Raw genomic sequence first — 12,899 nt, forward strand, 5'->3', positions numbered from 1 at the left:
CCACCGTCCGGAGGCCGGACCGGGGCCCGGTCCGGCGCCGTTTCAGCGGAGGATGCCCTCGATGAGATCGGGCCCTATGCGGGCGACCACGGACAGGTCCAGCTGGTGCTGCACGTACCGCCCCTGACGGTGCGTGTGGATCAGCCCCGCCCGCTTCAGGACGGCCAGGTGCCGGGACACCTCCGGCGCGGATATCCGGTACACCCGCGCCAGTTCGCTGGTCGTGTACGGGGCCCGGGCCAGACTGCGGCACAGCATCATCCGCATGGGGTGCGCCAGCGCCTCCATCCGGCGCTGCACCTGCTCCACCGACGGCGGCTCGGAGGCCAGCTCCGGCGACTCCAGGGGGTAGTGGACCACCGGCATCCAGCCGGGCGCGTGCAGGACGAGCAGGTGCGGCCAGCCGAAGTTGGTCGGTATGAACAGCAGCCCCGGCCCGACCGCCGGATCGGTGGCGGTGGCCTGCCCGTTCACCATCTTGTCGGCCGTGATCACCGTGTGCGCCTCGTCCACGCTCAGCGCCGACGACACCTCCTTCAGCACCGCCGGCAGTCCCCGGTGGCGCAGCACCTCGGTCTTGTGCCGGACGTCCGCGCTCTGCCGCGGCTCGATCCGCCGCCAGGTCTCGGCGAAGAAGGCCTCGTCGCAGTCCTCCAGCAGCCGGCGCAGCCAGGCGCGCACGGGCGAGGGGTCGTCCAGCAGCCGACGCGTGAACTCCAGCCGCGCCGGACCGCGCGCGGCCGCGGTCTCCAGCGCCTTGGCCCGCGCGGCCGCGTCGGTGAGCGGGGACGGCGCGCCGCCCTCGTTGTAGAGGGCCAGCCAGCAGTGCTCCAGAGCGGCCAGCACGAACCGCTCGTCGTCCATCCGGTCGAGGACGTCCAGCTCCTCGGCCAGCGTCGCCCCGGGCCGGCCGCTGCCGCCGGGGACGCCGGCGAAGGCCATGAAGATGTCGGAGAAAGAACTGCGCCACATGAAGTCGGCCTCCAGGAGGCGCTCGGCCAGGCAGGGGTCGAGCGAGGCTGTAGTGCTCCTCGTCCAGGAGTGCAGCGCGGGGTGGTGGGCGGGCTGCGAGAGCGCGTGCAGGGTCATGCAGAGCTCGGCGAGCGGCGATGTCGCGAAGGCGATCCGCTCCGCGGGGAGCCCGGCGATGTCGATGGTCACGCTCATCGCCCCATTCTGTCCGCCGCGGCCCCCGCCCGGACCTCCGGGGTGGGCGTCGGCGGAGGGGTCGGCGCGCAGCCGTCCGAGGGGCCCGGCGGATGCTCCGCCGCAGGTGGGAGGGGTCGATTGACGGCTCCCGTCAATCGACGGGCGGACTGCGGCCGACGGGGTGAGGGTGGAGGCATGACCGCCTTGGAGCAGTACCTCATCGACACCTGGCGCGCGTCCCAGCACGGCACGCCCCCGCCGCCGCCCCCGGGCCGCGACGACCTGGCCGCCCTGCGCTCGATCCGCACCGCGGCCCAGTTCGAGGCCGCCGTCTCGGGCGCCCCCGCCACCCACCCCTGGCGCCACGCCCTGACCCGCTTCGTCCACCGGACGCGGGCCTGCTGAGGGGGCCCGGCCTCCCCGCCCCCTCACGGGGGCGAAGGCGGGGCCTACACCCGCCCCAGGAAACCCCCCACCGCCGCCCGGACCTCCTCCGCGGTCCAGGCCAGGCCCGGCTGCGTCACCGTGACCTCCGTCATCGCCAGGCCCGGTGCGACCCCCTCGGCGGACCAGCGGCCGAACAGGGCCGTGCCCTCCTCCTCCGCCTGCAGGGTGCCCGCTTCGGTCAGGCGCTCCGGCCCGTACGGGAGCCACACCTGGAACTGGTGCGTGTGCGGTACCTCCGGGTTGATCCGGAACCACGGCACCCCCGCGGCCTCGAAGCCCTCCCGCAGCGCCCGCGCCACCATCCGGGCCTGCTCGACGTACGCCGGGAGCCGGGGCAGCTCCCGCTCCAGCCCGGCCAGGGCCGACAGGGCCTGGGGGAACTGCCGGAAGACCTGGCCCCCGTACCGGTGGCGCCACACCCGGGTCTCCTCCACGAAGCCGCGGTCCCCCGCCAGGCAGGCCCCGCTCAGCCCGCCCAGGGACTTGTAGAAGGACACGTACACGGAGTCGGCCAGTCCGGCGATCTCCGCCAGGGGGCGGCCGAAGTGCACGGTGGACTCCCACAGCCGGGCCCCGTCGAAGTGGACCACCGCGTCCCGCTCCCGGGCGGCGTCCACGAGCTCCGTCAGCTCCTCCCACGAGGGCAGCAGGAAACCGGCCTCGCGCAACGGCAGCTCCAGCATCAGGGTGCCGAAGGGCTCGGGGTGGTCGCGGACCTCCTCCGGCGTCGGCTGGCGCGGCTCGCGCACCGGGTGGACGGTGCGCAGCCCCGACACGGTCGACAGCGCGCCGCCCTCCCACCGCTCGGGGTGGCCCATCGGGTGCACCGCGACCACCGGGTTGCCGGTGCGGCCCGCCCAGCAGCGCAGCGCGATCTGCTGGGCCATCGTCCCGGTGGGGAAGAAGGCGGCGTCCTCGGTGCCCAGCAGGCCGGCGACCCGCCGCTCCAGCTCGGCGACGATCCCGTCGCCGTACAGGTCGCCGGGCGCGTCCATGTCGTACGGGGCGTCGGCCAGCTCCGCCAGGAGCTCCCGGAGGGTCTGTCCCCGGCGGCTGGGGGTCAGCGTCCGGGAGGCCGCCCGCCACGCCGCCACGGCCCGCTCGGTCGGCGCGTCGGCCGTGTCCGCCATGCCCCCGACGTCCCCCTCGTCGCCCGCACCCGCATCCGTCACGCCCGTACCGTCCGTCCCGCCCGCCACGCCAGTCATGCCCCCGATGATGCCCGCCCCGCCCGGCCGCTCCGAACGGTTTCCCGGCCGCTCCGGGCCCCGGGCCTGACCGGCGGTGCCCCCGGCCGAGGGCCTAGCATGGCGACGTATCGTCCGGTACCCCCCGCGGACTGGAACGGAAGGCATTCCCCGCGTGAACCCATCGCAGCAAGAGCGCCCCGCCCGGCTCTCCGTCGGCGTCGTCGGCGCCGGCCGGGTCGGACCCGCGCTGGCCCGCGCCCTCCGGCAGGCCGGGCACCGCCCCGTCGCCGTCTCCGGCGTCTCCGACGCCTCCCGGCGCCGGGCCGAGCGGATGCTGCCCGACGTCCCGCTGGTCAGCCCCGCGCAGGTGCTGGAGCGGGCCGAGCTGGTGCTGCTGACCGTCCCGGACGACGCCCTGCCCGGGCTCGTCGAGGGACTCGCCGAGACCGGGGCCGTGCGCCCCGGGCAGCTCCTCGTCCACACCTCCGGCCGGTACGGGACCGCCGTGCTCGACCCCGCGCGCCGCGCGGGCGCCCTGCCGCTGGCCCTGCACCCCGCGATGACCTTCACCGGCACCGAGGTGGACGTGCAGCGCCTGGCCGGCTGCTCCTTCGGGGTGACCGCCCCCGAAGAGCTGCGGCTCGCCGCCGAGGCCCTGGTCATCGAGATGGGCGGGGAGCCCGAGTGGATCGCGGAGGAGAGCCGTCCGCTCTACCACGCGGCCCTCGCCCTGGGTGCGAACCACCTGGTCACCCTGGTCGCCCAGGCCATGGAGCTGCTGCGCACCGCCGGTGTCGGCCACCCCGACCGGATGCTCGGCCCGCTCCTCGGCGCGGCCCTGGACAACGCCCTGCGCTCCGGCGACGCCGCCCTGACCGGCCCCGTCGCCCGGGGGGACGCCGGCACCGTCGCCGCGCACGTCTCCGAACTGCGCAAGCACGCCCCCGGCACCGTCGCCGGGTACCTCGCCATGGCCCGCACCACCGCCGACCGGGCCCTCGCGCACGGCCTGCTCAAGCCCGAGCTCGCCGAAGACCTGCTCGGCGTGCTCGCCGACACCGCAGACTCCGATCCGAAGGGTGGGGAGCGATGACCGGCCCGCTCCAGCTGCTGAACACCGCCGAAGAGCTCCACAAGCTGCCGCGCGCCGGCCGCCGGGCCGTCGTGATGACGATGGGCGCCCTGCACGAGGGCCACGCCACCCTCGTGCGCACCGCCCGCGAGCAGGCCGGCCCCGACGGACAGGTCGTCGTCACCGTCTTCGTCAACCCGCTCCAGTTCGGGGCGAACGAGGACCTCGACCGCTATCCCCGCACCCTCGACTCCGACCTGGCCGTCGCCGAGGAGGCGGGCGCCGACGCCGTGTTCGCGCCCTCCGTCGACGAGGTGTACCCGGGCGGCGACCCGCAGGTGCGGATCACCGCCGGGCCGATGGGCGAGCGGCTGGAGGGCGCCACCCGCCCCGGCCACTTCGACGGCATGCTCACCGTGGTCGCCAAACTGCTCCACCTCACCCGCCCCGACCTGGCCCTCTTCGGCCAGAAGGACGCCCAGCAGCTGGCGCTGATCCGGCGCATGGTGACCGACCTCAACTTCCCGGTCGAGGTGGCCGGCGTGCCCACCGTCCGCGAAGACGACGGGCTCGCCCTGTCGTCGCGCAACCGCTACCTCTCCCCGGCCGAGCGGCACACCGCCCTCGCCCTCTCCCACGCCCTGTTCGCCGGCCGCGACCGGCTCGCCGCGCAGGCCGCGCTGCGCGCCCGCGCGGAGGCCTCGCCCGCCAGCGACGAGCGGGCCACCGCCCTGGCCCGGCTCGGCGAGATCCGCGCCTCCGCCGACGCCCACGCCGTGTCGGCGGCCGCCACCGGCGCCGCCGGCCTGCCGGACGCCGTACGGGCCGCGGCCCGGCACGTCCTGGAGGAGGCGGCCCGGCAGGAGCCGCCGCTGGTCCTGGACTACCTGGCGCTGGTCGACCCGCAGGACTTCACCGACGTCGGCCCCGACTTCACCGGACAGGCCGTCCTGGCCGTCGCGGCGAAGGTCGGCACGACCCGGCTGATCGACAACATCCCATTGGAGTTCGGAGCACACGCGTGAGCACCACAGGCAACCCAGGCACCCCGGGCGCCGCCGGCACCGGCATACGGCTGCACGCCCCCGCCCCCGGCTGGGCCGTCGACGCGGACGTCGTGGTCGTCGGATCCGGCGTCGCGGGCCTGACCGCCGCGCTGCGCTGCGCCGCCGCGGGCCGCCGCACGGTCGTGGTCACCAAGGCGCGGCTCGACGACGGCTCGACGCGCTGGGCCCAGGGCGGCATCGCGGCCGCGCTCGGTGAGGGCGACACCCCCGAGCAGCACCTGGACGACACCCTGGTCGCCGGGGCCGGGCTGTGCGACGAGAACGCCGTACGGCTCCTGGTCACGGAGGGCCCGGACGCGGTCCGGCGGCTCATCGCGACCGGCGCCGTCTTCGACACCTCCGCCGAGACGGGCGAGATAGAGCTGACCCGCGAGGGCGGCCACCACCGCCGCCGGATCGCGCACGCGGGCGGCGACGCCACCGGCGCCGAGATCTCCCGCGCGCTCGTCGAGGCCGTCCAGGCCGCCGGCATCGAGACGGTCGAGAACGCGCTGGTCCTGGACCTGCTCCAGGACGCGGAGGGCCGCACGGCCGGCGTCACCCTGCACGTGATGGGCGAGGGCCAGCACGACGGCGTGGGCGCCGTCCACGCGCCCGCCGTGATCCTCGCGACCGGAGGGATGGGCCAGGTCTTCTCCGCGACGACCAACCCGTCCGTCTCCACCGGCGACGGCGTCGCCCTGGCGCTGCGCGCCGGCGCCGAGGTCTCCGACCTGGAGTTCGTCCAGTTCCACCCGACCGTGCTGTTCCTCGGCCCGGACGCGGAGGGCCAGCAGCCCCTGGTCTCGGAGGCCGTACGGGGCGAGGGCGCCCACCTCGTCGACGCCGACGGGGTCCGCTTCATGGTGGGGCAGCACGAGCTCGCCGAGCTCGCCCCCCGCGACATCGTCGCCAAGGGCATCACGCGCCGCATGCAGGAACAGGGCGCCCTGCACATGTACCTGGACGCGCGGCACTTCGGCGCCGAGATGTGGGAGAACCGCTTCCCCACGATCCTCGCCGCCTGCCGCTCCCACGGCATCGACCCGGTGACCGAGCCCATCCCGGTCGCGCCCGCCGCGCACTACGCCTCCGGCGGCGTCCGCACCGACCTGTACGGCCGCACCACGGTGCCGGGCCTGTACGCCTGCGGCGAGGTCGCCTGCACCGGCGTGCACGGCGCGAACCGGCTGGCCTCCAACTCCCTGCTGGAGGGCCTGGTCTTCGCCGAGCGGATCGCCGAGGACATCGTCTCCCGCGCCCCCCGGGGCAGCGGCCCGGGCATACCCGTCCCGGCCACCGGACCGCTCCAGCCGGCCACGGCCCGCTACGAGATCCAGCGGATCATGACCCTGGGCGCGGGCGTGCTGCGCTCCGCCGAGTCCCTGAGCACGGCCGCCGAGGCCCTGGAGACCCTGTACACGACGGCCCTGGGGGAGCTGGAGGCCCACGGCAAGACCGCCGAACCGGGCGTGGACACCTGGGAGGCGACCAACCTGCTGTGCGTGGCCCGCGTCCTGGTCGCCGCCGCCCAGCGGCGCGCCGAGACCCGCGGCTGCCACTGGCGCGAGGACCACCCCGACCGCGACGACGCCTGGCGCCGCCACCTGGTGGTGCGGCTCTCGGCGACCGAGCGCCGCGCCCTGGTCGTCACTCCCACCGACTCGGCGGACTTCCCGCCCGTGGACGCGGACGCCCCCTCGGGCGCCCCCCGCCCGTAGACGTTCCCCACACCCCTCAAGCCAGGAGCACTGACCGTGAGCACCCCCGAACTCCCCCTGATCGAGCAGAACGAAGGCGGCTGCGGCGACGACTGCGGCTGCGGCGACGGCGAGGAGAGCGGCCTCGACCCGGCGCTCGCCCAGCTGCTCGTGGACGCGGGCCTCGACCCGATCGAGGTCGAGGACATCGCGCACATGGCGCTGTCCGAGGACCTCGACGGCGGGGTCGACGTCACCACCACCGCCACCGTCCCCGAAGACGCCGAGGCCGTCGCCGACTTCGTGGCCCGCGAGGCCGGCGTCGTGGCCGGCCTGCGCATCGCCGAGGCGGTGTTCTCCGTGGTGTGCACGGAGGCCTTCGAGGTCGAGCGGCACGCCGAGGACGGCGACCGCGTGGAGGCCGGCCAGCTGCTGCTGTCCGTCCGCTCCCGCACCCGCGACCTGCTGACGGCCGAGCGCAGCGCCCTGAACATCCTGTGCCGCCTCTCCGGCATCGCCACGGCCACCCGCCGCTGGGCGGACGTCCTGGAGGGCACCAAGGCCAAGGTCCGCGACACCCGCAAGACCACCCCCGGCCTGCGCTCGCTGGAGAAGTACGCGGTCCGCTGCGGCGGCGGCGTCAACCACCGCATGTCCCTGTCGGACGCGGCACTGGTCAAGGACAACCACGTGGTCGCGGCCGGCGGCGTCGCCCAGGCCTTCAAGGCCGTCCGCGAGGCTTTCCCGGACGTCCCCGTGGAGGTCGAGGTCGACACGATGCACCAGGTCCGCGAGGTCGTGGACGCGGGCGCGGACCTGATCCTGCTGGACAACTTCACCGTCCCGGAGACCGAGGAGGCCGTCACCATCGTGGCCGGCCGCGCCGTCCTGGAGTCCTCGGGCCGCCTCACCCTGGAGACCGCCCGCGCCTACGCCGAGACCGGTGTGGACTACCTGGCGGTGGGCGCCCTCACCCACTCCTCGCCGATCCTGGACATCGGGCTCGACCTGCGCGAGGCGGTGTAGTCCGTGCTGCTCACCATCGACGTGGGCAACACCCACACCGTCATGGGCCTGTTCGACGGCGAGGAGATCGTCGAGCACTGGCGGGTCTCGACCGACCCGCGCCGTACGGCCGACGAGATGGCCGTCCTGCTCCAGGGCCTGATGGGGATGCACCCGATGCTCGGCAGCGAGCTGGGCGACGGGATCCACGGCATCGCGATCTGCGCGACGGTCCCGTCCGTCCTGCACGAGCTGCGCGAGGTCACCCGCCGCTACTACGGCGACGTGCCGGCGGTGCTGGTGGAGCCCGGCGTCAAGACGGGCGTGCCGATCCTGATGGACAACCCCAAGGAGGTCGGCGCGGACCGCATCGTCAACGCGGTCGCCGCCGTCGAGCTGTACGGGGGTCCGGCGATCGTCGTCGACATGGGGACGGCGACCACCTTCGACGCGATCTCCGCGCGCGGCGAGTACGTGGGCGGGGTGATCTCCCCCGGCATCGAGATCTCGATGGAGGCGCTCGGGATGCGCGGCGCCCAGCTGCGCAAGATCGAGCTCGCCCGGCCGCGCAACGTGATCGGCAAGTCCACGGTCGAGGCCATGCAGTCGGGCGTGGTCTACGGGTTCGCGGGGCAGGTCGACGGGATCGTCCACCGCATGGCCCGGGACCTGGTCGGCCCGGACGGCGACCCGGACGACGTCCGCGTCATCGCCACCGGCGGACTGGCCCCGATCGTCCTCGGCGAGACGTCGGTGGTCGACGAGCACGAGCCCTGGCTGACCCTGATCGGCCTGCGGCTGGTGTACGAGCGCAACGCGCCCAACTTCGACTGAGCACACGGCACTCCGCCCGCCCCGCCCGCCCGGGACGCGGCGGGCGGAGCGCTCCGTTGGGCCCAACACCCCTTCCACGCAAGGGAATCGCCCGTACCCACCGTCACCCCGAATGCTCAGCTTCAAGCTGATCGGTTAGCTTGTCGGCGTCGGACGCACGCGCTCCCGAGCGGCACGGTCGAGACGGTAGAGGACGGCCCGAATGCCCCGTAAATCACCGTACTTGCAGGTGGTCGAGTCCCTCCGGGCCCGGATCGAGGCGGGTGAGTGGAAGGTCGGGGACCGCCTCCCCTCCCGCGCCCGATTCGCCGAGGAGTACGAGGTCGGCCAGGGCGTCACCCAGCGGGCGATGGAGCAGCTGATCATCGAGGGCTTCCTGGAGGGCCGCGCCGGCTCCGGCACGTACGTGCGCACCCCGCGCCGCCGCATGCGGATGCTCCGCACCCGCCGCCGCGTCCCCGGGTCCGGCAACACCTTCCGCTCCGAGGCCGCCGCGCACGGCATCGCCGCCTCCTGGGACTCGCGGACCCACCCCCAGGTCCCCGCCCCCGAGCGGATCGCCGCCCGGCTGGCCATCGAACCCGGCGCCCCCTGCGTGATGACCCGCTACGAGTTCATGGCGGACGGCAGCCCCGCCGAGCTCTCCGAGTCCTGGGAGCCCCTCGCCATCACCTCCGGGACCCCGATCGTCCTGCCCGAGGTCGGCGAGATGCGCGGTGCGGGCGTCGTGGCGCGGATGCGTTCCATCGGCATCACCGTCGCCTCCGTGGTGGAGGTCCCGCGCCCCGCCCGCGCCAACCAGGACCAGGCCAACCTGCTCGGGATCAGCCTCGGCTCGATGATCACCCGGATCGAGCGGACCTACATGGACGTCGACGGCCGCCCGGTGGAGACCGCGGACCTCGTCGTCCCCGATTCCCGCTACGAGATCGCCTACGCGTTTCCGGTCGAGTGACGCCGGCGTGACGGCGGAGTGACATTTATCGGCCGCGTTTTTTACGGGAAGTGGCCGGAGTGTGACTCAGACGGGGGTAGCGTCCCGCTGGAGAGGCAACGTGGCCTCGTCCACGATGGAGGAGACACCATGACGAACGCCCCGACCGAGTGGCGCAAATCGTCGTACTGCGGCGAAGGAGAGGCCTGCGTCTACGTGGCCGCCGCGCCCGGCACCCTCGTACGGGTGGCGGACCGGGCCGACCCGGCCCACCTCGTGATGGCCACCACCCACGCCGCCTGGGCCGACTTCGTCGAGGCCGTGAAGGAGACCGGCTGATCCCGGCGGGGCCCGCGGCGCGCGCACGCCGCGCCGCACCTCCCCGGCATCGGGGGATTTTGTCCGATTAGCGCGTATCTTCGGGCCATGCCCACGCCCTACGGATCCCGCGGCGGCATGGCCTTCAGCGCCGCCGAGCTGCACGTGCTCAGGCGTAGCCTCGCCCACGCCCTCCAGTCCTCCACGGCCCCCCTGACGGCCGCCGAGGTCCAGGACTGCCTGCGCCTCGCGGCGTCGGTGGACGAAGCGGTCCGGGAGGCGGGCCGGCTCAGAGCCTTCCTGCTCGACGACCTCGCGCGCTACCGCGGAGCCCTCCCCGGGAGCCTCTCCGGCTACCTGGAGCTGCTCCAGGACGCGCTGGCCGCCGGGTACGAGCCGGACCCGGACGACCTCGCGGCCCTGCGCGCCCTGCGGGCCACCCCGGTCGCCGCCGCCGTGCTGGAACGGGCCCAGGGCGTCGCGGAGCGCTCCGTGCGCCGACGGCTCGCGGCCTCCGCACCCGCGCCCCGGACCCGCCTGCTGGCCCTGGCCGGCGGCCGCGGGGAACCGCGTGGCGCCGCCCGCGCCCCGGAGGAACCGGGCCCCGGGCGGCCCGGCCCCGAGACGGCCCCGAAGGAGCCCCCGCGCCCCCAGGCCCCGCGCCCCGGACGGCCCGTCCCCACGCCCGGCGAGGTCTTCCCGCCGCGGCGCAAGCCCGCCCCGCCCCCGGCCGCGGGCCTGGCGGCGGTATAGCTACGCTGGGGGGCATGGACTACGTTTCCGCGCTCGTGCCCCCCATCGTGATGGCCACGTTCTTCATCTTCCTCGTGAGGACGATCGTGAAGAGCCAGGGCGGCGCCAACAAGGCCAAGGAAGACGCTGCCGTCGACGCCGTGCTCGCCCGCGCCGAAGCCGGCCAGCCGCAGAAGTAGCCCCGCCGCCCGGGTATAGGCCGCGCGTTGCACCACGAATAGTCGGGCAATTCCGCCCATTCCGCACTATCGTGCTGCTGTGCCTCGCCCCTTGGGAGAACTCGAAGACGCGGTCATGACGCGGGTGTGGCAGTGGAACCGCCCGGTCACCGTTCGCGAAGTCCTGGAAGACCTCCAGCAGGAACGGTCCATCGCGTACACCACGGTCATGACCGTTATGGACAATCTCCATCAGAAGGGCTGGGTCCGCCGGGAAGCGGAAGGCCGCGCCTATCGATATACGGCGGTCTCCACCCGCGCCGCCTACTCGGCCGCACTGATGAACGAAGCCTGGTCGACGAGTGACAGCCCCGCGGCCGCCCTCGTCGCCTTCTTCGGCATGATGTCCCCGGAACAGCGCGAGGCCCTGCGCGACGCCGTACGGATCGTCCAGCACGACGAGCCCGAGCCCCCGGCCCCCGCCGCCCCCGCGGCAGAGCCCCCCGCATCCGGGCCCCCGGCCGCCGGCCAGGGCGCACCCGACTCCGCGCCCGGGGAAGAAGGGGGCTCCGGCGCGCACCGGAGCGAGCCGGGGCGATAGCGTCCGGCCTATGGGAGAGCTTTCCACCACAGACGCGAAAACAGTGACCATCCGCCGCGCGCGCACCGGAGATGTTCCGGCCCTGCGCCGCCTGCTGGACCAGTACGTGCAGCAGCGGATCCTCCTCGACAAAGCACCGGTCGTCCTTTACGAGGACATCCAGGAGTTCTGGGTCGCGGAACGCGAGTCCGACGGCCAGGTGGTGGGCTGCGGGGCTCTCCACGTCATGTGGGAAGACCTCGCGGAAGTGCGCACGCTCGCGGTCGACCGGGACCTGAAGGGCGCAGGAGTGGGGCACCTGGTGCTCGCCAAGTTGTTGGAGACGGCCCGCCGGCTCGGGGTGAGCCGGGTATTCTGCCTGACCTTCGAAGTCGACTTCTTCGCGAAGCACGGGTTCGTCGAGATCGGCGAGACCCCGGTGGAGACCGATGTCTACATCGAGCTCCTGCGTTCCTATGACGAGGGAGTCGCCGAGTTCCTCGGTCTCGAACGAGTGAAGCCGAACACCTTGGGCAACAGCCGGATGCTGCTGCACCTCTGATCGGACACGAGGGCTATTCCAGGCCGCAACCGCCTGTGGCCTATGTCCGAATCGCGTACGTTTCCCGCCTTGTAGAGTGCCTGAACCTCTCCCCGGGGGTTTGTGTTTTCCAGGCAAAAGCGGTTTCCTTTCCGCGTACTGCATTTTCGATGAAAGGAAATCCGGTGGCACAGAAGGTTCAGGTCCTTCTTGTCGACGACCTCGACGGTGGCGAGGCGGACGAGACCGTGACGTTCGCTCTGGATGGCAAGACCTACGAGATCGACCTCACCACCGCCAACGCTGAAAAGCTCCGCGGGCTGCTCGACCCGTACACCAAGAGCGGCCGCCGTACCGGTGGACGCGCCTCGGCCGGCCGCGCCAAGGGCCGCGCCGCGGCTTCCACCGGCAGCCCGGACACCGCCGAGATCCGAGCCTGGGCCAAGGCCCAGGGGCTCAGCGTCAACGACCGGGGCCGTGTCCCGGCCGAGATCCGCGAGGCCTACGAGAACGCCAAGGGCTGACCCGTACGCCGCCACAGGCGGGCGCGGTGGCACTCCGTCGCCGCCGCGGCCACCAGGCGTACGAGATCGGGCCCGCGGCCCCGCCCCGGACCGGGCAGGGCAGGCAGCGAGGCCTCGCACCCCGGCTCGGGGGGCCGCAGCCAGACGGCGGCCCCCTGAGGGTTTCCAGCCCGCACGCGCCCGGGCGGCTCGGGGGCGGTGATCCCGCCCCCCGCACCCCGGGCGGCGAGCTCCAGCCCCACCCCGCCCCACTCCAGCCAGTCGAGCAGCCCCTCCAGCTCGTCGGCGGCCCCCGGGGCGACCAGGAAGCACATCCCGCGCCCCTCCAGCGCCACCGGACCGGTGGGGAGGCCGGGACGGCGCAGCAGGCCGGCCCCGGCGTCCGCGGGAAGCTCCAGCACGTCGAACCGGACCCCGGTCACCAGCCGCAGGGGCGGCCCGTCCGCCACGGCCCAGCCGAGCACCCGCTCGTACCAGGCACGGGTGTCCGGCCCGGAGGGGACACGGGGCGGAACAGAGGGCGGAACACGGGGCGGAACAGAGGGCGGAACACGGGGCGGGGAAACGGCGTTCACGACGTTGACGACGGCCATGAACGGATGAACTCCGAGTGGCGCCGCCGGGTTACGCTGTGCAGCCGGTTCAATG

General features: G+C 74.0%; 16 protein-coding genes. 13 read left to right on the forward strand and 3 right to left on the reverse strand.

Translation table 11 applies throughout. The features are described from left to right. Nucleotides 1-42: 42 nt before the first annotated feature. Entirely contained in the window at nt 43-1,167 is a 1,125-nt protein-coding gene (locus WDV06_RS16060; RefSeq protein WP_395510427.1) for a DUF5937 family protein, read from the reverse strand. A gap of 177 nt (nt 1,168-1,344) precedes the next feature. On the opposite strand from WDV06_RS16060, the gene WDV06_RS16065 reads away from it, so the two are divergent. Beyond that, a complete protein-coding gene (locus WDV06_RS16065; protein ID WP_395510428.1) occupies nt 1,345-1,554 on the forward strand; it encodes a hypothetical protein in 210 nt (69 codons plus the stop codon). A 44-nt stretch (nt 1,555-1,598) separates the two neighbouring features. On the opposite strand, the gene WDV06_RS16070 is transcribed toward WDV06_RS16065, so the two are convergent. Beyond that, nucleotides 1,599-2,804, reverse strand: coding sequence for a threonine aldolase family protein (locus WDV06_RS16070; protein WP_395510429.1), 1,206 nt, complete (start codon nt 2,802-2,804; stop codon nt 1,599-1,601). Between the two features lie 154 nt (nt 2,805-2,958). On the opposite strand from WDV06_RS16070, the gene WDV06_RS16075 reads away from it, so the two are divergent. From WDV06_RS16075 to WDV06_RS16130, 12 genes are all read left to right on the forward strand, one after another. Continuing rightward, a complete protein-coding gene (locus WDV06_RS16075) occupies nt 2,959-3,879 on the forward strand; it encodes a Rossmann-like and DUF2520 domain-containing protein (protein WP_395510430.1) in 921 nt (306 codons plus the stop codon). Beyond that, on the forward strand, nt 3,876-4,883 hold the full coding sequence (panC, locus tag WDV06_RS16080) for a pantoate--beta-alanine ligase (protein ID WP_395510431.1): 1,008 nt from the start codon (nt 3,876-3,878) through the stop codon (nt 4,881-4,883). Before WDV06_RS16075 ends, panC begins: the two co-directional genes overlap by 4 nt. After that, entirely contained in the window at nt 4,880-6,625 is a 1,746-nt protein-coding gene (locus WDV06_RS16085; protein ID WP_395510432.1) for an L-aspartate oxidase, read from the forward strand. Before panC ends, WDV06_RS16085 begins: the two co-directional genes overlap by 4 nt. 36 nt (nt 6,626-6,661) lie before the next feature. Next, nucleotides 6,662-7,630, forward strand: coding sequence for a carboxylating nicotinate-nucleotide diphosphorylase (gene nadC / locus WDV06_RS16090; RefSeq protein WP_395510433.1), 969 nt, complete (start codon nt 6,662-6,664; stop codon nt 7,628-7,630). Between the two features lie 3 nt (nt 7,631-7,633). After that, entirely contained in the window at nt 7,634-8,443 is an 810-nt protein-coding gene (locus WDV06_RS16095) for a type III pantothenate kinase (RefSeq protein ID WP_395510434.1), read from the forward strand. 202 nt (nt 8,444-8,645) lie between these two features. Then, entirely contained in the window at nt 8,646-9,398 is a 753-nt protein-coding gene (locus WDV06_RS16100; RefSeq protein WP_395510435.1) for a GntR family transcriptional regulator, read from the forward strand. A gap of 129 nt (nt 9,399-9,527) precedes the next feature. Then, entirely contained in the window at nt 9,528-9,716 is a 189-nt protein-coding gene (locus WDV06_RS16105) for a DUF397 domain-containing protein (RefSeq protein WP_388943344.1), read from the forward strand. 87 nt (nt 9,717-9,803) lie between these two features. Next, nucleotides 9,804-10,448, forward strand: a complete 645-nt coding sequence (locus WDV06_RS16110; protein ID WP_395510436.1) for a hypothetical protein — start codon at nt 9,804-9,806, stop codon at nt 10,446-10,448. 14 nt (nt 10,449-10,462) lie between these two features. Next, nucleotides 10,463-10,627: a hypothetical protein gene (locus tag WDV06_RS16115; protein ID WP_167747589.1), complete on the forward strand. Its 165-nt coding sequence runs from the start codon at nt 10,463-10,465 to the stop codon at nt 10,625-10,627. Nucleotides 10,628-10,706: 79 nt separating this feature from the next. Next, a complete protein-coding gene (locus WDV06_RS16120) occupies nt 10,707-11,207 on the forward strand; it encodes a BlaI/MecI/CopY family transcriptional regulator (protein WP_395510437.1) in 501 nt (166 codons plus the stop codon). A gap of 10 nt (nt 11,208-11,217) precedes the next feature. After that, entirely contained in the window at nt 11,218-11,748 is a 531-nt protein-coding gene (locus WDV06_RS16125; RefSeq protein WP_395510438.1) for an amino-acid N-acetyltransferase, read from the forward strand. A 164-nt stretch (nt 11,749-11,912) separates the two neighbouring features. Next, nucleotides 11,913-12,251 carry a histone-like nucleoid-structuring protein Lsr2 gene (locus tag WDV06_RS16130; protein ID WP_395510439.1) on the forward strand — a complete coding sequence of 113 codons (339 nt, stop codon included), beginning with the start codon at nt 11,913-11,915 and terminating at the stop codon, nt 12,249-12,251. Here WDV06_RS16130 and WDV06_RS16135 read toward each other — a convergent pair. Beyond that, on the reverse strand, nt 12,230-12,715 hold the full coding sequence (locus WDV06_RS16135; protein WP_395510440.1) for an SCO3374 family protein: 486 nt from the start codon (nt 12,713-12,715) through the stop codon (nt 12,230-12,232). The genes WDV06_RS16130 and WDV06_RS16135 overlap by 22 nt on opposite strands. Nucleotides 12,716-12,899 lie beyond the last annotated feature (184 nt).

Source organism: Streptomyces racemochromogenes, from assembly GCF_044129415.1.
Classification (GTDB): Bacteria; Actinomycetota; Actinomycetes; order Streptomycetales; family Streptomycetaceae; genus Streptomyces; species Streptomyces racemochromogenes_A.

Excerpts from the sequence above, each read along its gene's own strand:
- WDV06_RS16105 (WP_388943344.1), top strand. The coding sequence starts at position 9,528 with ATGACGAACGCCCCGACCGAGTGGCGCAAATCGTCGTACTGCGGCGAA.
- WDV06_RS16060 (WP_395510427.1), bottom strand. The coding sequence starts at position 1,167 with ATGAGCGTGACCATCGACATCGCCGGGCTCCCCGCGGAGCGGATCGCC.
- panC (WP_395510431.1), top strand. The coding sequence starts at position 3,876 with ATGACCGGCCCGCTCCAGCTGCTGAACACCGCCGAAGAGCTCCACAAG.
- WDV06_RS16125 (WP_395510438.1), top strand. The coding sequence starts at position 11,218 with ATGGGAGAGCTTTCCACCACAGACGCGAAAACAGTGACCATCCGCCGC.
- WDV06_RS16100 (WP_395510435.1), top strand. The coding sequence starts at position 8,646 with ATGCCCCGTAAATCACCGTACTTGCAGGTGGTCGAGTCCCTCCGGGCC.
- WDV06_RS16065 (WP_395510428.1), top strand. The coding sequence starts at position 1,345 with ATGACCGCCTTGGAGCAGTACCTCATCGACACCTGGCGCGCGTCCCAG.
- WDV06_RS16070 (WP_395510429.1), bottom strand. The coding sequence starts at position 2,804 with ATGACTGGCGTGGCGGGCGGGACGGACGGTACGGGCGTGACGGATGCG.
- WDV06_RS16110 (WP_395510436.1), top strand. The coding sequence starts at position 9,804 with ATGCCCACGCCCTACGGATCCCGCGGCGGCATGGCCTTCAGCGCCGCC.
- WDV06_RS16115 (WP_167747589.1), top strand. The coding sequence starts at position 10,463 with ATGGACTACGTTTCCGCGCTCGTGCCCCCCATCGTGATGGCCACGTTC.